Origin of the sequence: Halococcus thailandensis JCM 13552 (assembly GCF_000336715.1) — an archaeon.
Lineage (GTDB): Archaea > Halobacteriota > Halobacteria > Halobacteriales > Halococcaceae > Halococcus > Halococcus thailandensis.
In genome coordinates, this window is the sequence record NZ_AOMF01000157.1 from 1 (window position 1) to 20,578 (window position 20,578).

At 64.2% G+C, this 20,578-nt stretch carries 20 protein-coding genes, 1 other RNA gene and 2 pseudogenes; 13 read left to right on the top strand and 10 right to left on the bottom strand.

Going from position 1 to position 20,578, the window contains the following annotated elements; translation table 11 throughout:
- Window positions 1–482: pseudogene (locus C451_RS11240) on the top strand (peptide ABC transporter ATP-binding protein); the annotation flags it as partial.
- A gap of 46 nt (window positions 483–528) precedes the next feature.
- Here C451_RS11240 and tnpA read toward each other — a convergent pair.
- Window positions 529–926, bottom strand: a pseudogene (tnpA, locus tag C451_RS11245) (IS200/IS605 family transposase).
- 55 nt (window positions 927–981) lie between these two features.
- Between tnpA and C451_RS21095 the strand changes: the two are divergent.
- The 6 genes from C451_RS21095 (at window position 982) to C451_RS11270 (ending at window position 6,706) form a co-directional block, all read left to right on the top strand.
- Complete coding sequence (locus C451_RS21095; protein ID WP_007740625.1) at window positions 982–1,119, top strand: plasmid partition protein ParG; 138 nt, start codon at window positions 982–984, stop codon at window positions 1,117–1,119.
- Window positions 1,116–2,390, top strand: coding sequence for an RNA-guided endonuclease InsQ/TnpB family protein (locus C451_RS11250; RefSeq protein ID WP_007740626.1), 1,275 nt, complete (start codon window positions 1,116–1,118; stop codon window positions 2,388–2,390). The genes C451_RS21095 and C451_RS11250 overlap by 4 nt, the downstream gene beginning before the upstream one ends.
- A gap of 123 nt (window positions 2,391–2,513) precedes the next feature.
- Window positions 2,514–4,265, top strand: a complete 1,752-nt coding sequence (locus C451_RS11255; RefSeq protein ID WP_007740627.1) for an ABC transporter substrate-binding protein — start codon at window positions 2,514–2,516, stop codon at window positions 4,263–4,265.
- 21 nt (window positions 4,266–4,286) lie between these two features.
- On the top strand, window positions 4,287–5,396 hold the full coding sequence (locus C451_RS11260) for an ABC transporter permease (RefSeq protein ID WP_007740628.1): 1,110 nt from the start codon (window positions 4,287–4,289) through the stop codon (window positions 5,394–5,396).
- Window positions 5,397–5,412: 16 nt separating this feature from the next.
- The gene (locus C451_RS11265; protein ID WP_007740631.1) at window positions 5,413–6,345 is read left to right on the top strand and encodes an ABC transporter permease; all 933 of its coding nucleotides are present in this window, start codon (window positions 5,413–5,415) and stop codon (window positions 6,343–6,345) included.
- 4 nt (window positions 6,346–6,349) lie between these two features.
- Window positions 6,350–6,706, top strand: coding sequence for a DUF7268 family protein (locus C451_RS11270; RefSeq protein WP_007740633.1), 357 nt, complete (start codon window positions 6,350–6,352; stop codon window positions 6,704–6,706).
- Here the strand turns inward: C451_RS11270 and C451_RS11275 are convergent.
- Together C451_RS11275 and C451_RS11280 are read right to left on the bottom strand one after the other, a co-directional pair.
- Window positions 6,695–8,023 (bottom strand): dihydroorotase, encoded by a 1,329-nt coding sequence (locus C451_RS11275; protein ID WP_007740635.1) that lies wholly within the window; start codon window positions 8,021–8,023, stop codon window positions 6,695–6,697. The genes C451_RS11270 and C451_RS11275 overlap by 12 nt on opposite strands.
- A 24-nt stretch (window positions 8,024–8,047) precedes the next feature.
- Entirely contained in the window at window positions 8,048–8,722 is a 675-nt protein-coding gene (locus C451_RS11280) for a lipoyl protein ligase domain-containing protein (protein ID WP_007740636.1), read from the bottom strand.
- Window positions 8,723–8,817: 95 nt separating this feature from the next.
- Between C451_RS11280 and C451_RS11285 the strand changes: the two genes are divergently transcribed.
- Window positions 8,818–9,687, top strand: a complete 870-nt coding sequence (locus C451_RS11285; protein WP_007740638.1) for a hypothetical protein — start codon at window positions 8,818–8,820, stop codon at window positions 9,685–9,687.
- Here C451_RS11285 and C451_RS11290 read toward each other — a convergent pair whose 3' ends face one another.
- Window positions 9,688–10,128, bottom strand: coding sequence for a DUF4385 family protein (locus C451_RS11290; RefSeq protein ID WP_007740639.1), 441 nt, complete (start codon window positions 10,126–10,128; stop codon window positions 9,688–9,690).
- 87 nt (window positions 10,129–10,215) lie between these two features.
- Here C451_RS11290 and C451_RS11295 point away from each other — a divergent pair, with 87 nt between their 5' ends.
- Window positions 10,216–10,680: a PaaI family thioesterase gene (locus C451_RS11295; protein ID WP_007740640.1), complete on the top strand. Its 465-nt coding sequence runs from the start codon at window positions 10,216–10,218 to the stop codon at window positions 10,678–10,680.
- Here the strand turns inward: C451_RS11295 and C451_RS11300 are convergent, their stop codons facing one another.
- Window positions 10,681–11,253 (bottom strand): cysteine hydrolase family protein, encoded by a 573-nt coding sequence (locus C451_RS11300; RefSeq protein ID WP_007740641.1) that lies wholly within the window; start codon window positions 11,251–11,253, stop codon window positions 10,681–10,683.
- Between the two features lie 81 nt (window positions 11,254–11,334).
- On the opposite strand from C451_RS11300, the gene C451_RS11305 reads away from it, so the two are divergent.
- The 4 genes from C451_RS11305 to C451_RS11315 all read left to right on the top strand — a co-directional run bounded on the left by C451_RS11305 (window position 11,335) and on the right by C451_RS11315 (window position 15,575).
- Window positions 11,335–12,822 carry an Hvo_1808 family surface protein gene (locus tag C451_RS11305; protein WP_007740642.1) on the top strand — a complete coding sequence of 496 codons (1,488 nt, stop codon included), beginning with the start codon at window positions 11,335–11,337 and terminating at the stop codon, window positions 12,820–12,822.
- 36 nt (window positions 12,823–12,858) lie between these two features.
- On the top strand, window positions 12,859–14,001 hold the full coding sequence (locus C451_RS11310; RefSeq protein WP_007740644.1) for a nicotinate phosphoribosyltransferase: 1,143 nt from the start codon (window positions 12,859–12,861) through the stop codon (window positions 13,999–14,001).
- Between the two features lie 41 nt (window positions 14,002–14,042).
- Window positions 14,043–14,396, top strand: an RNA gene (rnpB, locus tag C451_RS11560) — RNase P RNA component.
- Between the two features lie 255 nt (window positions 14,397–14,651).
- Window positions 14,652–15,575 carry a sulfite exporter TauE/SafE family protein gene (locus C451_RS11315; protein ID WP_007740645.1) on the top strand — a complete coding sequence of 308 codons (924 nt, stop codon included), beginning with the start codon at window positions 14,652–14,654 and terminating at the stop codon, window positions 15,573–15,575.
- On the opposite strand, the gene C451_RS11320 is transcribed toward C451_RS11315, so the two are convergent.
- The 5 genes from C451_RS11320 to C451_RS11340 all read right to left on the bottom strand — a co-directional run bounded on the left by C451_RS11320 (window position 15,572) and on the right by C451_RS11340 (window position 20,477).
- A complete protein-coding gene (locus C451_RS11320) occupies window positions 15,572–15,910 on the bottom strand; it encodes a DsrE family protein (RefSeq protein ID WP_007740647.1) in 339 nt (112 codons plus the stop codon). The genes C451_RS11315 and C451_RS11320 overlap by 4 nt on opposite strands.
- A gap of 80 nt (window positions 15,911–15,990) precedes the next feature.
- A complete protein-coding gene (locus tag C451_RS11325; RefSeq protein ID WP_007740649.1) occupies window positions 15,991–16,827 on the bottom strand; it encodes a phosphosulfolactate synthase in 837 nt (278 codons plus the stop codon).
- A gap of 58 nt (window positions 16,828–16,885) precedes the next feature.
- Entirely contained in the window at window positions 16,886–18,271 is a 1,386-nt protein-coding gene (locus C451_RS11330) for a dihydrolipoamide acetyltransferase family protein (protein WP_007740651.1), read from the bottom strand.
- A gap of 57 nt (window positions 18,272–18,328) precedes the next feature.
- Entirely contained in the window at window positions 18,329–19,351 is a 1,023-nt protein-coding gene (locus C451_RS11335; protein WP_007740653.1) for an alpha-ketoacid dehydrogenase subunit beta, read from the bottom strand.
- Window positions 19,344–20,477, bottom strand: coding sequence for a thiamine pyrophosphate-dependent dehydrogenase E1 component subunit alpha (locus C451_RS11340; protein ID WP_007740655.1), 1,134 nt, complete (start codon window positions 20,475–20,477; stop codon window positions 19,344–19,346). The genes C451_RS11335 and C451_RS11340 overlap by 8 nt, the downstream gene beginning before the upstream one ends.
- Between the last annotated feature and the right edge of the window lie 101 nt (window positions 20,478–20,578).

Sequence of the window (20,578 nt, forward strand, 5' to 3'; positions counted from 1 at the left end):
AGCCCGATCCGACGAGCGACACCGATCGGGTGGTGCTCGAAGGCGACGTGCCGAGCCCGATCGATCCGCCCTCCGGCTGTCGGTTCCACACGCGCTGTCCGGCGGTCATCCCGCCCGACGAGCTCGATGTTCCTCAGGAAGCCTACCGCGAGGTGATGGACTACCGCCAGCGCGTCGAGAGCGAATCGATCTCGGTGGCGGACGTGCGCGCAGACACCGGTGCCGAGCGGGCGGAGACGGTCGCGGCGGACGGTGGGACGGACGTGCCGACGCGGGCGTTCTGGGAGCAGTTCTTCGAGCACGGCGACGAACTCGACGAGCGATCGCGCTCGGTCATCGAGGACTCCTTCGAGCGGGTCGTCGCTGGCGACTGGGAGGGTGCGGCCGACCGGCTCCGCGAGCGCTTCGAGAGCGTCTGCGAGCGCGACCGGCCGGTCCTGCAGGACGAGGCTCACCCCGCCGCGTGCCATCTCTACAGATAAGCAAGGCGAGTGCCTCGGGGCTTGACCCCGAGGGTGAAGCCGACACTTAGACGTGTTCTGTTCGTTCGATATACCGTTCAATCGTCTCGCTGGATACCTGATCTGCCGTTCCGATGTAGTACGACTGTCCCCAGAATCCACCGCCCCACAGATACTCCTCCAAACACGCTTCGTGTTGTTCCCACATCTCCCGTGCCGTGATGCTCTTGACCGTCCGCACGATTTGGCTCGGCGCATATTTCGGTGGGCAGAGAGGAACAGATGTGCGTGATCGGGCGAGATGTGCAATGACAGTATCTCGTAATCGTACTCGGCGCACACGTCGCGGAAACTCGCTTCCAGCGATTCCCCGATTGGTTCGAGTATCGCGTGACGGTATTTCGGACACCACACGAAGTGGTAGTTGACGTTGCACATCGTGTAGTTTGAACGATTCTCGCCCATACAGACAGTACGTGGACAAGAATTAAGCATTTCAGTATCTAAGTAAGGATGTGAGATGACAAAACGACTGTCCGTGGACTTTGAGGACGACGTGTACAAGGAGTTCTCGAAGAAATGCATCGAGGTTGATGAAACCAAGTCCGACGTAGTGAGAAGACTCGTCAACGACTGGCTCAACGAATCTGAAGAATGACCAACGAACAGGCTCTCGTTAAGACGCTGGACTTCCAACTCGACATCCAGAGTAACAATGAGAGTCCGTTGTACGATGCCACGCTTGAAGCCCGTCGGGTGTACAATGAAACCATTCGACTCGCCAAAGACGGCGTGGACTGGGGCGCGATTCCCGACCGCGTGGCCGACGACGCTGACCTCGTGAAAAACACGACACAGCGCATCGTTGCGAAGGCTCTCGGTGCGATGGAGAACTACTACGAGTACGACGACTTCGGCCTTCCGAGTCACACCAAGGACAGGGCGTACCCACTTCGTGCGAACTACGAGGAAGGGTACAACCTGTCGCTCACCGACGACGGCGATGTGACCTTCCGCATCAGCGCGAAGCCGTACAACCACGTCAAGGGCGTCCTCAAAGGGAGTGACGCCCACCTCGACATTCTCAAAACCGCACTCGAAAGCGATGGGTGGAACATTGGGACAGCAGAATCCCTATTCCACAACGAGAACCCCGAGTTGCACGTCAACGTCTCCAACACCGGGCAGATAGTCCGAGACAAGCAGGACTCACGGACGGTCGTCGGTGTGGACGTGAACGAAGATAACGTGGCTCTCACCGCTTTGTCCGAAGATGGCGTCGAAGACACGTTGGTTATCGACTTCCCCGAAATCAAGTTCGAGCGCCACCGCTACTTCACGATGCGGAAGCGCATCCAGAACGCGGGGAAGGACAGCATACACGACACACTCGAAGGACGGGAAGAACGGTTCGTCCGCGACCGACTCCACAAGGTGAGTCGGCACATCGTGGAGTGGAGCCGTCAGTTTGAGAAGCCGTGCATCGTCTTTGAAGACCTCAAAGAGATGCGTGACAGTATCGACTACGGCACACGGATGAACCGACGCTTGCACCACCTCCCGTTCCGTACCCTTCAGTTCTATACGTCGTACAAGGCGTCGTTTGAGGGTATTCCGACCGCGTGGATTAATCCCGAGTACACCAGCCAGCGGTGTCCGATGTGCGGACACACAGAGCGTGCGAACCGCAACAAAAAGCGGTTCAAATGTCGGTCGTGTTCTCATCAAGACCACAGTGACCGTGGTGCAAGCGTCAACATCGCCGTGAAAGGCGTGAAGAAACTCGATTGGAATGTGCCTGCTCTCAACAGTCTTCCTGTTGTTCGGAAGGTGCGACGGCAGGCATCGGGGGCCGTGGACGCCCCGACCGTGACCCATCCGACCGTTCGAGGTTATCAGGCCGATGGTCGAGTGGGAGTGTCCGACTAACCCGCGGGAAGCCTCGGGGCTTGACCCCGAGGCGGTTCACGAGCAGCCAACCGACCGCCCGCACTGACGTCTGACGCAATTTTTTCCGGTACTCTTATTAATCCACTCTCGTCAGTAGCCACCATGTCATTCGATAGCGACACGAGTAGGCGGTCGTTCCTCACGGCGGCCGGCGGTGCGGCGGCCGCGGCGATGGCCGGCTGTCTCGACAGCGGTGGCTCGGGCGGCAACGGATCGGGCGCCAACGGCTCCGGTGGGAACGGCTCCGGCGGGGGCGGCAACGGCGGCGGTGGCGGCCAGAGCGGCGGCACGCTCACCTACGCCCGCGGTGACTACCCCTCCAACTACGACCCCCATCAGTCGACCAGCGGCGAGGTGGCGAAGATCACCGACCAGGTGTATAGCCATCTCATCGCGTTCGTCCCCGGCAGCGGCGGGAAGCTCACGGCCGGACTGGCGAAGGATTACGAGCTGAACGGCACGACGGTGACGCTCAAGCTCCGACAGGGCGTGAAGTTCCACAACGGCGAGGAGTTCACCGCGGACGACTTCAAGGCGACCTACCGCCGGTTCGTCGACGATAGCTACCAGTACTACCTCGGCAATGACGCGGTCTCGGGCGAGCCCTCCGGCTACGCGTCGGTCACGTACAGCGACTGGATCAAGTCGGTCACCGTGAACGGCGATTACGACCTCGAAATCGAGCTCAAACAGAAGTACGCGCCGATCCTGCGCAACCTCGGGATGTTCCCCTCGGCGGTGCTCTCGAAGAAACAGATCGAGGATCTCGGCAAGAAACAGAACCAGCTCGGCAAGAACCCCGTCGGCACCGGGCCGTTCACCTTCGAGGAGCTCGACGACGGCAACCAGCGCGTGCTGCTCGGCAAGAACGGCGACTACTGGAACGACGGGCCGTATCTCGATCGCGTCATCTTCACGACCATCGGCCAGAACTCCACGCGCGCACAGGCCGTGATCAACGGCGACGCCCAGATCATCGACGGCATCGGCGCACAGGCCTCGAAACAGCTCCAGAACTCCGACAGCGCCTCGCTGCTCCAGAAGGACGGCATCAACATCGGCTATATGGCGATGAACATGGAGCGCTACGAGCCGTTCCGGAAGAAGAAGGTGCGCCAGGCGGTGAGCCACGCGGTCAACACGAAGGCCATCGTCGACGACATCTACGAGGGGTTCGCCTCTCAGGCCGATCAGCCGCTCCCGCCGAACGTCACCGGTTACAACGACTCGATCGATCCGTATTCGAACGACAAGGAGAAGGCGAAGAAACTGCTGGAGGAGGCCGGCGAGTCGGAGCTCTCCTTCGAGCTGGCGACGTTCTCGAACCCGCGGGGCTACAACCCCTCACCCGTCCAGACCGCCCAGCAGGTCAAATCCGATCTCTCGGATATCGGTATCTCGGTGAAGATCAACCAGTTCTCCACCTTCTCGTCCTATCTCGAATACACGTACGCGGGCAAACACGACGCCTGTTTCCTGGGCTGGTACACCGACAACGCCGACCCGGACAACTTCGATTACGTGCTGCTCCATCCGGGCGTCGACAAATCCGAGGTCCCCGAGGGCCAGGACTGGGTGAGCTTCGACACCGAGGGCTACAACACGAACAACGCCTCGGCGTGGGCCAACCGGAAGTTCATGGATCTCACCGAGAAGGGACAGAAGACCTACGGCGAGTCCAAGCGCAAATCGATCTATCAGGAGGCCAGTAAGGTCGCCCACGAGGAGGCACCCTGGGTGTTCGTCGACTACGCCAAGACGCTGCGTGGCGTCAATCAGGCCGTCGATCAGTCGACGTTCACCGTCACCTCGATCAACAACCCGTATCTCGAATCGGTAAAGCTCAAACAGTAGTCACCCACAGGAACGATCTATATGGTCTCGAAGCGGTTCATCGCGAAACGTCTCCTCCTGTTGGTGCCGGTGCTGTTCGGCGTGGCGACGGTCGTCTTCGCCATTCTCCATCTCGCACCGGGCGATCCGGCGCGGGTGATCCTCGGCCAGCGCGCGCCGACCCAGCAGGTCGTCCAGCTACGGCGTGAGCTCGGGCTGAACGACCCGATCTGGGTCCAGTACGGCCGCTTTCTCGCCGACACCGCTCAGCTCGACTTTGGACAGTCCTACCAGATCGCCAAGGGCAGCCCCGTCTGGAACGTGCTCGCCGACCGTCTGCCGGTGACGATCGAGCTCGCGATCTACGGCCAGATCACCGCCATCCTGCTGGGGATCCCCCTCGGCGTGCTCTCGGCGGTCAAACAGGACTCGCTGACCGATCACGTCACCCGCATCGGCGCGCTGACCGGCATCTCGGTCCCGATCTTCTGGAGCGGCCCATTGGTCCTGCTCGTCTTCGCGACCTTCCTCGGCTGGCTGCCGACGAGCGGGCGCATCGGTAGCACCTTCTTCCTCGAAGATCACTGGGTGCTGTTCGGCACGCAGCTTCCGCTGACGGGGATGGTGTCGATCGATACGTTCATCCTCGATACGGGCGCGTTCGTCCAGTCGATCCTCTACGGCGAGGGGCTCGGCGCGTTCGCGTCGCTGACCGAATACTACGCTTCGTTCATCTCGGCGGTCCAACACCTGTTCCTGCCGGTGTTGACGCTCGGCATCTACTCGATGGCGCTGCTGTCGCGGATGATGCGCTCGTCGATGCTCGAAGTGATCCGGCAGGACTACATCCGCACTGCGCGCGCGAAAGGGCAGGGTGAGCGGATCACCATACTGAAACACGGGCTGCGGAACGCGCTCATCCCCGTGATCACCGTGATCGGCATCCAGTTCGGCACGCTGCTCGGCGGTGCGGTGCTCACCGAGACGGTCTTCGGCATCGGCGGCATCGGCCAGCTGCTCGTCGCGGCGATCGGCGCGACCGACTACCCGCTCGTCCAGGGTACGGTGCTGGTGTTCGCGCTGCTCTTTACGCTCGTGAATCTCGGCGTCGACGTCACTTACAGCTATCTCGACCCACGGATCCAACAATGAGAGGTATCCATCGATAATGGCGACCGAAACGTCCACTACGACCGACAGCCGGGGCATCGTCGAGCGACTGCGCGCCTCGCCGTTCCTCTCGGAACTGCTCTCGAACCGGCTCGCGATCATCGGGTTGAGCCTCATTCTCGGGATGGTGCTCCTCGGCGTCTACGCCCGGCTGTTCATCGATCTCGGCGCGATCTCACAGTCACAGCTCGCGGCGCATCCGAACAAGGCCCCGCCCGGCTGGCTCGGCTCCGCGGCGCTCGATCAGTTCCTCTTCGGCACCGACGCCGCCGCGCGCGATATCTTCAAGCGCGTGCTGTACGGCGCGTGGCTGGCGCTCAAGTTCGGCGTGCTGGTCGTCGGTGCCTCCACGGTGCTTGGCATCTCGCTAGGCATCATCGCGGCGTACTACGGCGATGTCGTCGACAACGTCGTGATGCGGACGATGGACGTCTTCCTCGCCTTTCCGTCGCTACTGCTGGCGCTCGCGCTGGTCGCCATCTTCGGCGCGGGGCTGTCGAAGGTCGTCATCGCGCTCACGCTCGTCTACACGCCCCGCTTCGCGCGTGTCGTTCGCGGTGCAGCGCTCAAAGTGCTGGAGGACGAGTATATCGACGCCACGGTGGCGCTCGGCGCGCGCGATCCGCGCGTGCTCGTCCGCCACGTGCTGCCGAACTGTCTCGCACCGATCACCGTCCAGAGCACGCTGAACTTCGGGCTCGCCATCATCGATCTCGCGGCGCTGTCCTTCCTCGGCTTCGGCGCGCAGGCCGGCACGCCGTCGTGGGGGCTGATGTTGAAAAACGGCGTCAGCAACGGACTGCTGACGGGCGACTGGTGGTTGTCCTTCTTCCCGGGACTGTTCCTGGCGATCACGGTGCTCGGCTTCAACCTGCTGGGCGACGGGATGCGCGACGCGCTCGACCCGCGGATGCGCGAGACCGTCGAGTGAGTCGATGGCCCGATACGGACCGCTGTTCGCGTGGCTCCGTCGGCGACTCCGTCTCGTCACCACCGCGGGCGCGGTCGGAGTTGTTCTAGGAGGGATCGCCGCCGTCGTGATCGCCGTTCTCGACGATCCGACGACCGCCAGTACGCAGACGTTCGCGGTCGGGACGCTCGCGTTCGGGTTCGGGATCCTCGGCTGGTCGGGCTCGGCGCTCGCCGGCCGCAGCATCGAGGGGCTCCAGCGCCGTCTCGACACGAACACCGACTGGACCGAACGCGACTCACGGCGGGCGATGACCCGTCTCTCGGGGTTCGGTGCGGGCGTGATGGCGGGCGTCGTGATCGTGACGCCGCTACTCCCCTGAGCGGACGTTTTCGCCGCGTGCGTCGCCGAACTCCTCGTTCCCGTCGTTCCGATAGACCGTCTCGCCGCGCACCATCGTCCACTCCGGGAAGATCCCGTCCCAGCCCTCGAACGGCGTCCAGCCGGCCTTCGAGTGGAGCTCTTCGCCCCTGATCTCGTGCGTCGCATCGGGATCGAACAGGGCGAGATCGGCGTCCTTGCCCCCCTCGACCCGTCCCTTTCGCGGGAGATCGAACACGGCTGCGGGGGTCGCCGCCGTGAGATCGCGCACCCGTTCGTAGCTCAGTCGTCCCTCGCGGGCCTCGGCCAGAAGGAGTGGGAGGGCGGTCTCGACACCCGGCACGCCGCTCGGTGCGTCCCAGATCCCGGCGTCCTTCTCCACGCGAGTGTGGGGTGCGTGATCGGTCGCGACGATGTCGACCGTCCCGTCGGTGACGCGCTCGAAGACTTCTTCTCGCCGCTGTTCGCTTCGTAGCGGCGGGTTCATCCGTCCGAACGTCCCCAGTTCGGGGAGGTCGTCGCGCGAGAGCAGGAGGTGGTGGGGCGTCACCTCGCAGGTCATACCCGATTCGGCCGCACGATCGATGCCGCCCGGGGTGCTCGTGTGGGCGATGTGGAGCTGTGAACCCAGTTCCTCGCCGACTTGGCAGGCACGCTCGACGGCGGCGTGTTCGGCTTCGGGCGTTCGGAAGGCGCTCCAGGCGTCGGCGTCCGTGCGCTCGTTCGCTCCCTGGCGCTGCCCGTCCCCGGCATCCTCGCCTGACGGCCGCACGCTCTCGTCGAACTCGTCGGCGTCCTCGGCGTGGACGGTCACGGCGACACCCCGATCGGTGGCCGCCGCGACCGCGTCCGCGAACAGGTCGGCGTCGATGCCCATCTCGCCCGTCGAATCGGCGAGAAAGACCTCGCCGAGCGCGAACAGCGGTTCGGCGAGCAGCTCGTCGGGGTTCCAGTCGGGTGTGACGCCGCCGCTGATGCCGAAGTCGACGAGCGAGTCGGCGGCCAGTGCCGTCTTTTCGACGAAACTCTCCCTGTCGATCGTCGGTGGCTCCGTGTTCGGCTGATCGACGACGGTGGTGACGCCGCCGGCGGCTGCCGCCCGACTGCCGCTCGCCCACGTCTCCTTGGCGGGAAAGCCGGGTTCGCGGAAGTGGACGTGCGCGTCGATCATCCCCGGCAGGAGGAGTTTGCCGTCGGCATCCACGATTCGCTCGTCGTCGCGTGGCGACAGTCGGCGCTCGACGGCGGCGATGCGTTCGCCCTCCACGCGAACGTCGCGCCGACGACCGTCGGCGAGCGTCGCATCCTGGATCAACATGCCTTCGCTGGCGTGCCTGCGCGCCTAATCCTGTCGATTGCCCGCGTCCTCTCGATAGCCCTCGACGAGCGCCCGCTCGATCTCGTCGGCGACGGTCGCGGGCTCGCTCTCGCCGTCGGCCCGCTCGACGCTACCCACGCTCGCGGGATCGAACGGGACGTCGAGCGCGCGATAGACGGGGGCGAGCACGTCGGCGATCGCGTCGGCGTCGCGAGTGAGGACGATGCCGGCGACGAGCGCGCCTTCGTCCGTGACGCGCTGGGCGAGTCCCGCGATCTTGCCGTTCGCCTGGAGCGAGTGCGAGCCGGGACAGAACGAATCGGGCGGTTCGCCGGGGCGCGCCTCGACGCCGAGCCGGTCGAACGCACGCCGCAGATCGGCGCTCGCCCGGTCGTACCGTCGCTGGATCGCTCGTCCGTCGGTCGGCTCTGCGCGCGCGAACGCGACCGTCGAGCCCGTGTAGGCGACCGCCCGGCCGCCGACCGCTCGCTCGACGGCCGGAAATCCCTTATCCTCAGCGGCTCGTGTCGCCTCCTCGTAGCCGTCAGCGCGGGCATCGCGCCGTCCGAACGCGACCTGTCGGTGGGGGCACCACGCGCGAACGGCCGGCTCGTCGGTCTCCTTCGTGAAATCGAACATCGCCCGGGTTCGCTCCCTGTCGGCGTCGATGTCGGCTGCCCGGCCGTCGAAGACGCGCATGGCACGGCTACGAGTGCGGAGGCTAAGGGGCTGTTGTGAGATTCCTCGCACACTACAACGGTCCGCATAAACGCTCACGCGCCCTTCAGTCGGCGATGGCCGTCACCCTCTCGGCGGACGCGCTCTCGCCCTATCGCCGCTTCTCGCTGTACAACTCGCCCTACGTCGCCCACGTGCGGGGCTGCGCCGTCGATCTCTACCCCAATGCGGGGCTCGGTCCGGTGACCGACGGCGACCGCTCGATCGCTCCCTCGCCCGTCGCCGGCGAGGTGATCGACACTCGGACCGTGCGCGCACCGTCGAAACCCTACGCCGCCGCGAACGACCATCTCGTGCTCGTCGATACGGGCGAGTACGTCGCGCGCATCCTCCATGTCGAGCCGTCGGTCGCGGCGGGCGACACGCTCGCGATCGGCGACGGGATGGGACGACTCGTCCGTGCGGGCTTCTTCGCGCCGTGGGTCGACAACCACGTCCATCTCGAATTCCGCGATCCCGATGCGAACCTCTCACGCGCGAGCGGGTCCGAACCGCTCGCCCTCGACGTCGACACGGAAGGACTCGACTGGGACGGGGTCGGGGAAGTCGTCGAGAGCGGCGCGACCTACGCCATCCTCGACGCACCCGCTCATCCCGCGCCGGGCGAGCGGTTCGTCGGCATCGCGAGCGACGGGGGTGCGGTTCTCGACGGTGGGCTCGTTCACTACGCGGGCGGCGGTGCGCACGGGAGCCGCGACGGACCGATCTCGCTGTTCGACCAGGAAGTCGGCCGCGCGACCGGCCGCGACGTGTCCTGGAACGACCTCGAAATCGTCGCGAACGGCGCGCCGATCACCGGGCTCTCGCTGTTCTGCGCCCGCGATACTTTCGGCGCGAAGCTCATCTGTCCAGATCGGGAGTTCGCCGTCGGTGAGACGGTCACAGTGGAACTCCGGCCAAGTGACGATCCGGTACGGCTCGGCTGATCAGCTGTGGCGCTCGCGGTGGCGTTCTCTTAGTTCTTGATAGCGTTCGTCGTCTTCGACCGTCTCCCACCACACTTCGTAGATCAGTGCGGCCTCGCGCTTGTCGTGATCGGCCCAGTGTTCGGGGTCGCGCTCCTCGCCGTCTTCGTATTTCTGTCCGCCGGGATAGCGTGCGTACCGCATCGCGCGCGTATAGCCCATCTGGAGATATTTCCGCGCCATGTCCATCCCGGGGAAATCGTCGTTTTCGCGGTACTCCCGGTATTTTCGATGGAGCCTCTCGCCCGCCTCGTCGGCGGTCTCGCGGTCGGCGTAGCCCCATAGATCCAGTAGCTCGCTCTTGTACGGCTCGACTTTGAACACCCCCTCCTCGCCGCGACCGATCTCGTAGCGCTCGGGCTGGTCGCGGAAGTCGATGTCGTACTCGGGGCCATCGCTCATGCGAATCGAACGATCCGCGTTCGCCTGAGGCTATCGGTCGGTTGACGCTATCGACGGGTACAAACCGATCGCCGGTTACGAACCGCCATGAGCGATGCCGACGTTCCCGACCAGACGGCCGATCTCCTCCAGCGCTACGTCGACGCCCACGGCTATCTGTCCTGGCTCGGCGCACGTGTCGAGTCGATCGAGTATGGCGAACTCGTGATGACGATCCCGTTCGACACGAAACTGACTAACTCCGGGCCGGGCGAGAGCAGCGAGATGCCCGCGCGCATCCACGGCGGCATCGCCGCGACGCTCATCGACACCACCGGCGGCATCGCGCTCCGGCCGGCGCTCGACGATCCGATCAACGGCGGCGTCTCGACGATCAATCTGAACGTCAACTACCTCCGACCGGCCGCCGGCGATCTGACGGCGACTGCCGAGGTGATCCGGGCGGGTACGAGCGTCGGCGTCTCCGCAGTGACGGTCGAGAGCGAGACGCCCGACGGCGAGACCAAACCCGTCGCCACCGGCCAGGGGGCCTACCGACTGTTCCGTCCCTGATCAGACGAATTCGACGTTCTCGCGGTCGGTCACCTCACCGAACAGCCAGTCGGCGTGATCGAGCGCGTACTCGTGATGGTCCTCCTCGATGTAGCCGATCGCGTCCTCGACGAGCACCGGCCTGAAGTCGCGCAAACCGGCGCTGCCGGCCGTGTGGAGCACGCAGACGTTCGCGAGCGTGCCACAGAACAGGAGATCGTCGATGCCGCGGGCGTCGAGCCATCCTTCCAGTTCGGTGTTGTAGAAGGCGTCGTAGGTGTGTTTCTCGATTATGTGGTCGTCCTCCCGGACGTCGAGCCCGTCGGCGATCTCGGTCTCCCACGTCCCCTCGACGACGTGCTCGCCCCAGCGCTCGAACTCGTCGTAGTAGTGGCTGTCCGCGAACTGGTCGTCGGGATGGACGTCGCGAGTGTAGAGCACGGCCGCACCCGCTTCTCTGGCTCCCTCGACCAACTCCGCGATCGGTTCGACGACGTGTTCGCTCGCCGGGGCGTAGAGGCTGCCGTCGGGATGGCAGAACCCGTTTTGCATGTCCACCACGACGACCGCGGTTCGGTCTGGATCGAACTGCATACACGCCCTATCGCCGGATTCGACAAGTGTCTTTGCTCGCCAGCCGGGGCCTTTTTGGCCATAGCGCCCCCGTCTCGGACAATGCGACCCCGAGCCGCCGCCCTCTGTGTGATTCTCGTCGTTCTCGCCGGCTGCAGTGTCCCTTTCTCCATCGGTGGTGAGGGAACGACCGGTGGTCCGAACGGCTCCGGGACGAACGGCGCTGGCGATGCCGGAGCTACCGCGACCCCCGATGCTCCGGCACAGAACCTCGCCGACCCTGCCGACGACGTGCTCGGCTGGGAGGGTGGCTACTGGTACAACGAGTCGATCCCTGTCACGGGGACGGATGGCCTCAACGCGAGCGAGCAGTCCGCGCTCGTCAACCGGACGATGGCCCGCATCGAGCGCGTTCGAGGGTTGGAGTTCGAGAGTACCGTGCCGGTCGAGGTCATCTCGCGCGAGGAGTTCCAGGGGTCACCGAACGCGACCGGCGGTGGGGCGCGCTCGCCGGCGTTCCGGACCTTCGACAACGCGAAATTCGAGGCGCTGTTCCTCATCGGTGAGAACAACGACTCACTCGCCGTCCAGCAATCGAACAGTAACCAGAACGTGCTCGGCTACTACAGCCCCCGCAACGACTCCATCGTGGTGGTCTCCGATAGTGAGACCCCGAAACTCGGGCGTTCGACGCTTGCCCACGAACTCGTCCACGCGCTCCAGGACCAGCAGTTCAACCTCTCACAGGGCGCGCCCCCAACCCGTGACGGCTACAACGCCCGCAACGGGCTCGTTGAGGGCGAGGCAAGATACGTCGAGCGCCGCTACGAGAGCAACTGTGGCGGCCAGTGGCGCTGTCTCGACGTCGGCGGTGCGGGCGGGAGCGGTGGTGGTGGCGACCTCCATCTCGGCGTCTACGCGCTCGAATACTTCCCGTACGCCGACGGACCGGCGTTCGTCGATGCGGTCTACGACCGCGCGGGCTGGCAGGGTGTGAACGATCTCTACGAGGATATCCCCGCAAGCTCCGAACAGATCATCCATCCCGAAAAGTACGGCAACGACACGCCGACGAACCTCACCGTTCGGGATCGCACCGCGAGCGGCTGGGAGCGGGTGCGACCGAACGGCCGGCCGGACTACGCCACGCTCGGCCAGTCGGGGCTGTCGGCGATGTTCGGCTACACCATCTACGACGACTACAACCGCTCGTCGGTCGTCCGGCCCGACGAGTTCATCAACTCCGAGGGGCGGAGTGTTAACCAGACTGATCCCTTCGACTACGCACTCGCGTACACCGACGGCTGGGACGGCGATCGGATGGCGGTCTACGAGAACGACGGGAAAACGGGCTACGTCTGGAAGCTCGCGTGGGACTCGCCCGAAGAGGCCCGCGAGTTCGTCCGCGGCTACCGCCAACTGCTGAGCCATTGGGGTGGCGAACGTGTTCTCGGCCGACAGGGCGTCTGGGAGATCGAACGGTCGAGCCCCTTCACCGACGCCTTCCGCGTCTCCCGATCGGGCGATACCGTGACGGTCGTCAATGCCCCGCAGCCGTCGGCGCTCGATGCGGTCCACGCGCGCGGGTGACGAATGGTTTTTGTCGATCGACCGAGCACTCTCCCCATGCCGGAGCCGTTCGACATCGTCACCCCCGAGACCATTCGCGAGGGTCGTGCGACCGACGCCTACTTCGAGCGTACCGTCGAAACGCTCGATCACGCTGGGAAGAACCCGCACGTCGTCGCCGAGGTCACTGCCGACCAGTTTCCCACGGCTTCGTTCGAGGTGTTTGCGGGGATCGCCGACGCCGCCCGCCTGCTCGCCGGTCGGTCGATCGACGTCGACGCACTCGCCGAGGGCCGACTGTTCGACGGCGGCCCGGTCATGTCGATCGAGGGGCCGTATCTCGATTTCGCCCGGCTGGAGACCGCTCTCCTCGGCTTTCTCTCACAGGCATCTGGGATGGCGACGAACGCGCTACGCGCGCGCCGCGTGGCTCCCGATGCGTCGCTGCTGAGCTTCGGTGCACGCCACGTCCATCCGTCGATCGCGGCCGTCGTCGAGCGGAGCGCGCTGCTCGGCGGCTTCGACGGCTTCTCGCACGTGGCTGCAGGCGAGCTGCTCGATCGCGAGGCGAGCGGGACGATGCCCCACGCGCTCGTCATCGCCTTCGGCAAGGGCAATCAGGAGGAAGCGTGGACGGCCTTCGACGAGGCCGTCGCCGACTCGGTGCCACGGATCACGCTCTGTGACACCTACTCCGACGAGGTCGACGAGGTGCTGCGCGCGGCCGACGCGCTCGGCGAGAACCTCGACAGCGTGCGTATCGACACGACGGGCTCCCGGCGGGGCGACATCCGTCATATCATCCGCGAGGTGCGCTGGGAGCTCGACGCGCGCGGCCGCGAGGACGTCGAGGTGTTCGTCAGCGGCGGTCTCGATCCCGATGCGCTCCGCGAGCTCCGCGACGTTGCCGCGGGCTTCGGCGTCGGCGGCTACGTCTCGAACGCGGACCCGGTTGATTTCGCGCTCGATATCGTCGCGATCGACGGCGAGCCCGCCGCCAAACGTGGCAAACTCTCCGGCAAGAAGCAGGTCTATCGCACGGACGACGGCGGTCATCACGTCGCACTCGCCGACACCGACAGCGAGGGCGAACCGCTGCTCGAACCCCTGCTCCGCGACGGCGAGCTCGTCCGGGAGTTCGATCTCGACGCGGCGACCGACCGCGCCCGTGCGGACGCCGCGGCGGTCGATTTCGCGTAACGAGCGAACCGCTTTTGACGACCGCCGGCCTATCGTGAATCGGCAGAGAGAGCCCGGCCACCGCGGCGTGCCAGCAGGCACGCACGTGCCAGCGGGCACGCACGCGAGGAAAGTCCCCCCACCGCCGGGCAGGTGACCGGGGAAACCCCGGGACGGGAGACCGTCGGCGCTGGAACAGCAACGAGACCGCTCCCCGCGAGTGATGACGTGCGCGAACCGACCCGCGAGGGAAGGGAGCTAACCCACAGAATGCAGACCGGGGAGAACGGATGGAACGGCGAACCCTCACCGGTGCAAGTCCACGCCACGCGGATCGGCCGCACGGTAGTCCGGCAGGGACGTGGACGCTCAGCCGAATGCCGGGACGAACAGAAGGGGGCTTACTCCTCTCAGCCATGTTCTCGACACGACCGATCGGTGTCGCCATTCCTCATAGAACTCACAAATATTGCCGACTTCCGTGACAGTCATGAACAGACTGTATCGTCCATAGCGTCCCGTAAAGCCGCGTTGGCAACGGATCGGACGGAAACGACTCGACCCGTATACGTGCAGTTCTCTCCGCAGACCGCGCCCCCATAGGTGTGCCACTCCTGTTTCTCTTCAAGCGCGGTCGGCACGCTACCGGCCATCTTCGGAGTATTCATCGAATGGGAACACGCGAATCCAGCATCGACGTCGCACAGTTCATCGACAATCTCACCCACTTCCACTACCGCGAAGTGCTGATGACGGGCGCGACCTTCGTCGCCATCGCGGCGGCGATCGTGCTCTTCCCAGGGGTGGAGAACGTCACGCAGGGAATTCAATCGAACGTCTCGGGGGGGCTGTTCGCCCTGCTCATTGGCGTTGCAATCCTCGGCGGAACGGTCATGGGGATGCTCGGGTTCGGCTTCTCGCTCATCGTCACACCCGTCCTCGTGAGCGTCATCGACCCGACGCTCGCGGTGGTGGTCCTCGCCGTCCCGCCGCTGATCATCAACGTGTTTCAGATGGGCGATACCGGAACTGGCATCGGGTTCGTCCGCGAGCAGTGGCCGCTGATGATCCTCGCCATCATCGGTACGATCATCGGCGTGGTCTTTCTCACCGAGTTCAGCACCGGCCCGCTCGTGCCGTTCCTGATCGGTCTCATCATCCTCGGCTACGTCGTCTTCCAGATCGTCGAGAACTTCGTCGTCATCGAGGAGGCCCACCATCCCATCGCGCTGGGTGCCATCGGACTCGTCGAGGGGTTCCTCCTCGCCGCCGCGAACCTCGGGCCCGTGCTGCCGGCGTACTTCCATACTTTCGAGCGCGATGCCGAGAAATACATCGGCGGATTGTCGATGGCGCTCGGGACGATCTTCGCCACCCGCATCGTTCTCATGACGTTCTTCACCGATCTGATGACTCCCTATCGCCTCTGGCTCGGCTCCGTCATCGCCGTCGTCGCCATCCTCGGCCTCCTCCTAGGGACCTATCTCCGACGCATCGAGATCGACGAGCAGAAATTCACGTGGTTCGTCATCGGATTACTCTTTATCATCTCGCTCAACATCTTCCGGAACACGATCCCGGCGCTGTTCCTCTAGGGCGTGATGTAGACGTAGCCCGCCGCTTCGAGCCGGGCGACTTCGCCCACGCCCGACGAGACGAGTTCGACGCCGTCGATCAAATCGTCTTCGTCGGTGTCGATACCCGTGAGCGTATTGCTGCATTGTTTGAACACGACGCCTCGTTCTTGGAGGTCTTCGATCGCTTCGCGCTCCGGCGAGTCCTCGGTGAGCAAGGTGATGCCGCCACCGTTCGAGACGAGCGCCACGTCGTCGGTTTCGACCGTCTCGTCGTCGAGCAGGTTCTCGATGTTGCCGGTGACACGCGCGTGGAGCTCCGGGTCGTCGTCAGTGTGGTGGAAAACGACGTTCACGGGAACGAAACGAGCGCCAACATCTCAAATCGTTGGATTCCGGCATTCCCTGTGCCCTTGCGGCGAAAGACCGCGTGGCCTCAGTCGCCGCTGTAGGTCGTGGTGCGCCCCCAGCTGGTGGTCTTGCCCCAGAGCCCCGAGCGCATGCATTCGAGTTCGACGATCTGTGAGTTGTCGACGAACAGGTTGACGTTGGGACCGAAGTTCTTGATGTACCACTCGAACATCTCGGGGCCCGGCGCTTCGAAAACGCAGTTCTCCGCGCCGAGTTCGTTGGCGATCCGATAGGCGACGTCCGTGCGCCACTCGACGACCTCCTCGGTGATTCCCTCGGCCTCGACCATCAGGAGATCCGCACCGGCGTCGAGATGGCGCTCGCCCTCGCGGATGGCCATATCGGGATCCTGTTGGCCTTCCTCCAGATCCTCTGGATCGGAGGCACCGCCCGCGCCGAACTGGACGTTGATCTCGGGTTTCGGCTCGACACCGTCGACCTCCGAGACCATCTCCGTCATCGCCACCATGTCGTCGGCATCGATCGCGAGAAAACCGGAGGAGATCTCCACGATGTCGAAGCCCATCTCGGCGCACTCCTCGACGTATCGGTCCACTTTGTCGTTGTCACGGATCAGGACGTTCTCGATGAACCCACCGGTGGAGACCTTGACGTCGAACTCGTGGCAGATGTCGATGAGTTCCCGCACCGCGTCCTCGGGCATCAGCGAGAACGACCCGCCCGAGAACTTGTAGATATCGACGTACCAGCCCATCGTTTCGAGGATGTCCCGTAGCTCGCGGGGGCCCATCGGATCGTAGTACGGCCCGCGCATCTCGGTGATTCCCTTCTCGCGGGGTTTTTCCGGTCGTTCGTTGACGTGCAGGAAGTCGAACGCTCTGTCGAACGGTCTATCGCTCATACCCGTTCGTGTTCGCATGCCGATCACTTAGTAGTTGGCGAGGAATCAACAAGGACGGTTACAGCCGCGAGAGCAGCACGTCGGGATCCTCGATCGCCTCGATGACGTGCTCCATGAAGCGATTAGCCGTCACGCCATCGATGAGCCGGTGATCGAAAGACAGCGAGAGCGGAACCTGCTCACGGACTTCGAGGTCGCCGTCCACTGCGATCGGTTTCTCGCCGATGGGGCCGATCCCCATGATGGCCGCCTCGGGATGGTTGATGACCGGCGTGCCGAACGTGCGATGCTCGCCATCGAGCGCGAGATTCGTCACCGTGAACGTCCCATCCTGCATGTCCGCAACGTCGATCGAACGCTCGCGGGCTTGTTCGGCCAGCTCCGTCATCTCCTCTGCGACCTCGACGATCGATTTCCCGTCGATGTCCTTGATGACGGGCACCATGAGCCCATCCTCGGTGTGGGTCGCAAAGCCGACGTTGTAGTAGTGCTTCTCGACGATCTCTCCCGTGCTGTCGTCGATACTCGCGTTCACCAGTGGGAACTCCTTCAGGGCTGGCACGACTGCCTTCAAGAGGATCGGCGTGTAGGTGATGTGGACGTCGTGTTTTTCGTTCAACCGCTCTTTGAGCGCGACGAGCTCCGTCGCATCGGCCTCGAACCCGGACGTGAGCTGGGCGGTGACGGTCAGCGAACGGGTCATGTTGTCGGCGATCTGCCCGCGAAGCCCCGAGAGGTCGCGCCGTTCCGACCGCGACTCGTCTTCGTCTATCGCCGTCGGTTCGATATCGACGCTTGGATGGAGTTCTTCGATCGTGCCCGTTTCCGCTTCTCCATTGCCCGCCTGCTCGTCGATGTCGTCGCGCAACACTCGGCCGTCCGGACCGGAGCCATCGACCGCGGCGAGGTCGACGCCCTCCTCGCGCGCGTAGCGTCGGGTGCTCGGTGCGGCGAACACCCGTTCGTCGCCGGTCGCTGGTTCCTCCGACTCATCGATTTCTTCGTCTTCGTCCTCGGTTCCGGCTTCCGTGACGGCTTCTTCCGGCTCTTCCTCTTCGGGTTCTTCTTCCTCAGTCGCTTCTTCGCCGGTTTCGGTGTCTTCCGTTTCGTCACCTGATTGTTCGGCCTCAGCTTCTTCGTCCTCGGATTCCTCGGTCGATTCGTCCGTCTCTTCAGCCTCTTCCGTGTCTTCGTCCTCGGCCTCATCGCCGGTGTCGAAGACGACGATAACCGTCCCGACGTCGACCGTCTCGCCCTCTTCGGCGGTGATCTCCTGTATCGTGCCTGAGATTGGGGCTGGGATTTCGGTGACGGCCTTGTCGGTTTCGACCTCGCCGAGTACGTCGTCCTCCGCGACTTCGTCGCCCTCTTCGACGTGCCATTGTTCGATCTCGGCCTCGGTCAATCCCTCACCGGGATCGGGAAGCTCGAACTCGTAGCTCATCGTTCACCCCACCGGTGGCTGTCCACTGTACGATGCTCGCTCGTCGGCGTCGGATGCTCAGAACTCATAGTTCATCACCGCCTCGATGGCATACTGGGCGCGCTCCTCGTCGGGAAGGTAGTCGTCCTCGATGTCGTGGCTCGGGAAATGGACGTCGTAGCCCGTTGCTCGCTTTACGGGTGCTTTCAGTCTGTCGAGGGCGTACTCGTTGACGAGTGCCGATAGCTCCGCGCCCAGTCCCAGCGTTCGCCGTGCCTCGTGAACCACGACGCAGCGGCCCGTCTTCTTCACCGATTCGAGTATCGTCTCGACGTCGAGCGGCGACAGCGAGCGGATATCGACGACTTCGACGTCGGCATCAACGGTTTCGCTCGCCGCGACCGCGTGGCGCACCATCGCTCCCCACGTCAGCACAGTGACGTCCTCACCCTCGCGGACCAGCCGGGCTGCATCGAGCGGAAGGGTGTACTCTTCGGTCGGTACTGGCTGACTGCCGCCGCGATAGATCTTCTTCGGTTCCATGAACAACACGGGATCGTCGTGGCGGATGCTCGCCGTGAGCAGCCCCTTCGCCTGGTAGGGTGTGCTCGGACAGACGACCCGGATGCCCGGCGTGTGGAGGTAGTAGGCCTCGGTCGATTCCTGATGGTATTCGAGCGCTTTCACGCCGCCACCGTAGGCCATTCTGACCGTGAGTGGCACCTCGATATCTCCGCCCGTGCGATCGTACATCTTCACGAGCGCGTACATGATCTGGCCGAATGCGGGGTAGGAGAACCCCATGAACTGGATCTCCGGCACCACGCGTTCGCCGGCCATCGCCATTCCCACTGCGGTGCCGATGATGCCGTTCTCCGAGAGCGGCGTGTCGATGACGCGCTCGTTGCCGTACTCTTCGAGCAGTCCTTCGGTCGCCCGATAGACCCCGCCGATCGGGCCGATGTCGTAGCCCATGAGGCGAACGCTATCGTTCCGTGCCATCTCCTGGTCAAGGGTCTGATTGACGGCAGTCACGAGATCGATCTCGTCGGTCTCGTCGGCGTCGTGATCCGATGCGGGGGCCGGATAGGTCTCACTCATCGAACCCCTCGCCCGTGAAGTCGGTGAACGGGTTCTCGCCGTTCTGTTCGCGTTCCAGCTCGGCGCGCTGGTGGGCGTGGTTCCACGGCGTGTCGTGGATCTGGTAGTCGAACATCCGCTCCGGCTCGGAATCGGGTACCTCCCGTGCTGCAGCCACGGCCTCGGAGACCTGTTCGTCGACATCCGCCTGAACGTCGTCCGCGAGATCGTCGTCGAGTACGTCTTCCTCGCGGAGATACGTCTCGTAGCGCGCGAGTGGATCCTTCTCTTCCCACTCGTCGCGCTGTTCGCTATCGTCCCGGTAGACGTCGGGGTTGTCGGAGGTGTTGTGCTCTTCCATCCGGTAGGTCACACACTCGATGAACGTCGGCCCGTCCCCGTTGCGGGCGCGTTCGACGGCCTCTTCGGCTGTCTCGCGAACGGCGAAGACGTCGTTACCGTCGACGCGTTCGTGGGGAACACCGTAGGCTTCGGCTTTCTTGGCGAACGTCTCCGCACCGGTCTGGCGGTGTGACGGCTCGGAGATCGCCCACTGGTTGTTCTGACAGACGATGACGACTGGGGGTTCGAACACGCCGGCGAAGTTCATCGCGTCGTGGAACGAGCCTTCGCTGGTCGATCCATCCCCGACGAACACCATCGTCACCGTCTCGTTGTCGTTGAACTTGTCGGCCATCGCCATTCCGACGGCGTTGGTCGTGTTCACTCCCACCGGCGTGTAATCCGGCGAGAAGTTCACGTCGGGTTCGTCGGTGTCGAGATGCTCGGCGACGGTCTGGGGTTCGGCACCCATGTCGCCGGCGACGATCTCTGCCATCGGGTATTCCCAGTACAGCAGCGCCGGGTTCTGCCGGTAGGTGTAGAAGATCCAGTCGTCGGGCGCGAGCGCGGCGGCACACCCAAGCGGTGTGGCTTCCTCGCCGCGCGAGCGCGCAACGAGGCTCGCCTCGCCGCTTCGCTGCATGTTCAACATCTTGTCCTCCAACGTGCGAGTGGCGACCATCGTCCGATACATCGCCAGCAGCTCGTCGTCGTCGAGTTCCGGCGGGTCGCCGTCGAGCTGACCATCTGCATCGAGCATGCGATACTCCCCCTCCGGTGGTCGGCGTTCGGTCCATTCTACCATGGTTGTGAGTCGTTGGGATTCGCGTGCGACCGATTACTCCGCATCCAACTCTCTACCGACTCACGGATCGAACAAAAACACTCTCCCGGCCAATTCAGGCC

Excerpts from the sequence above, each read along its gene's own strand:
- C451_RS11255 (WP_007740627.1), top strand. The coding sequence starts at position 2,514 with ATGTCATTCGATAGCGACACGAGTAGGCGGTCGTTCCTCACGGCGGCC.
- C451_RS11260 (WP_007740628.1), top strand. The coding sequence starts at position 4,287 with ATGGTCTCGAAGCGGTTCATCGCGAAACGTCTCCTCCTGTTGGTGCCG.
- C451_RS11290 (WP_007740639.1), bottom strand. The coding sequence starts at position 10,128 with ATGAGCGATGGCCCCGAGTACGACATCGACTTCCGCGACCAGCCCGAG.
- C451_RS21095 (WP_007740625.1), top strand. The coding sequence starts at position 982 with ATGACAAAACGACTGTCCGTGGACTTTGAGGACGACGTGTACAAGGAG.
- C451_RS11295 (WP_007740640.1), top strand. The coding sequence starts at position 10,216 with ATGAGCGATGCCGACGTTCCCGACCAGACGGCCGATCTCCTCCAGCGC.
- C451_RS11305 (WP_007740642.1), top strand. The coding sequence starts at position 11,335 with ATGCGACCCCGAGCCGCCGCCCTCTGTGTGATTCTCGTCGTTCTCGCC.
- C451_RS11285 (WP_007740638.1), top strand. The coding sequence starts at position 8,818 with ATGGCCGTCACCCTCTCGGCGGACGCGCTCTCGCCCTATCGCCGCTTC.
- C451_RS11315 (WP_007740645.1), top strand. The coding sequence starts at position 14,652 with ATGGGAACACGCGAATCCAGCATCGACGTCGCACAGTTCATCGACAAT.
- C451_RS11310 (WP_007740644.1), top strand. The coding sequence starts at position 12,859 with ATGCCGGAGCCGTTCGACATCGTCACCCCCGAGACCATTCGCGAGGGT.
- C451_RS11325 (WP_007740649.1), bottom strand. The coding sequence starts at position 16,827 with ATGAGCGATAGACCGTTCGACAGAGCGTTCGACTTCCTGCACGTCAAC.
- C451_RS11300 (WP_007740641.1), bottom strand. The coding sequence starts at position 11,253 with ATGCAGTTCGATCCAGACCGAACCGCGGTCGTCGTGGTGGACATGCAA.
- C451_RS11265 (WP_007740631.1), top strand. The coding sequence starts at position 5,413 with ATGGCGACCGAAACGTCCACTACGACCGACAGCCGGGGCATCGTCGAG.
- C451_RS11270 (WP_007740633.1), top strand. The coding sequence starts at position 6,350 with ATGGCCCGATACGGACCGCTGTTCGCGTGGCTCCGTCGGCGACTCCGT.
- C451_RS11340 (WP_007740655.1), bottom strand. The coding sequence starts at position 20,477 with ATGGTAGAATGGACCGAACGCCGACCACCGGAGGGGGAGTATCGCATG.
- C451_RS11330 (WP_007740651.1), bottom strand. The coding sequence starts at position 18,271 with ATGAGCTACGAGTTCGAGCTTCCCGATCCCGGTGAGGGATTGACCGAG.
- C451_RS11250 (WP_007740626.1), top strand. The coding sequence starts at position 1,116 with ATGACCAACGAACAGGCTCTCGTTAAGACGCTGGACTTCCAACTCGAC.
- C451_RS11280 (WP_007740636.1), bottom strand. The coding sequence starts at position 8,722 with ATGCGCGTCTTCGACGGCCGGGCAGCCGACATCGACGCCGACAGGGAG.
- C451_RS11275 (WP_007740635.1), bottom strand. The coding sequence starts at position 8,023 with ATGTTGATCCAGGATGCGACGCTCGCCGACGGTCGTCGGCGCGACGTT.
- C451_RS11335 (WP_007740653.1), bottom strand. The coding sequence starts at position 19,351 with ATGAGTGAGACCTATCCGGCCCCCGCATCGGATCACGACGCCGACGAG.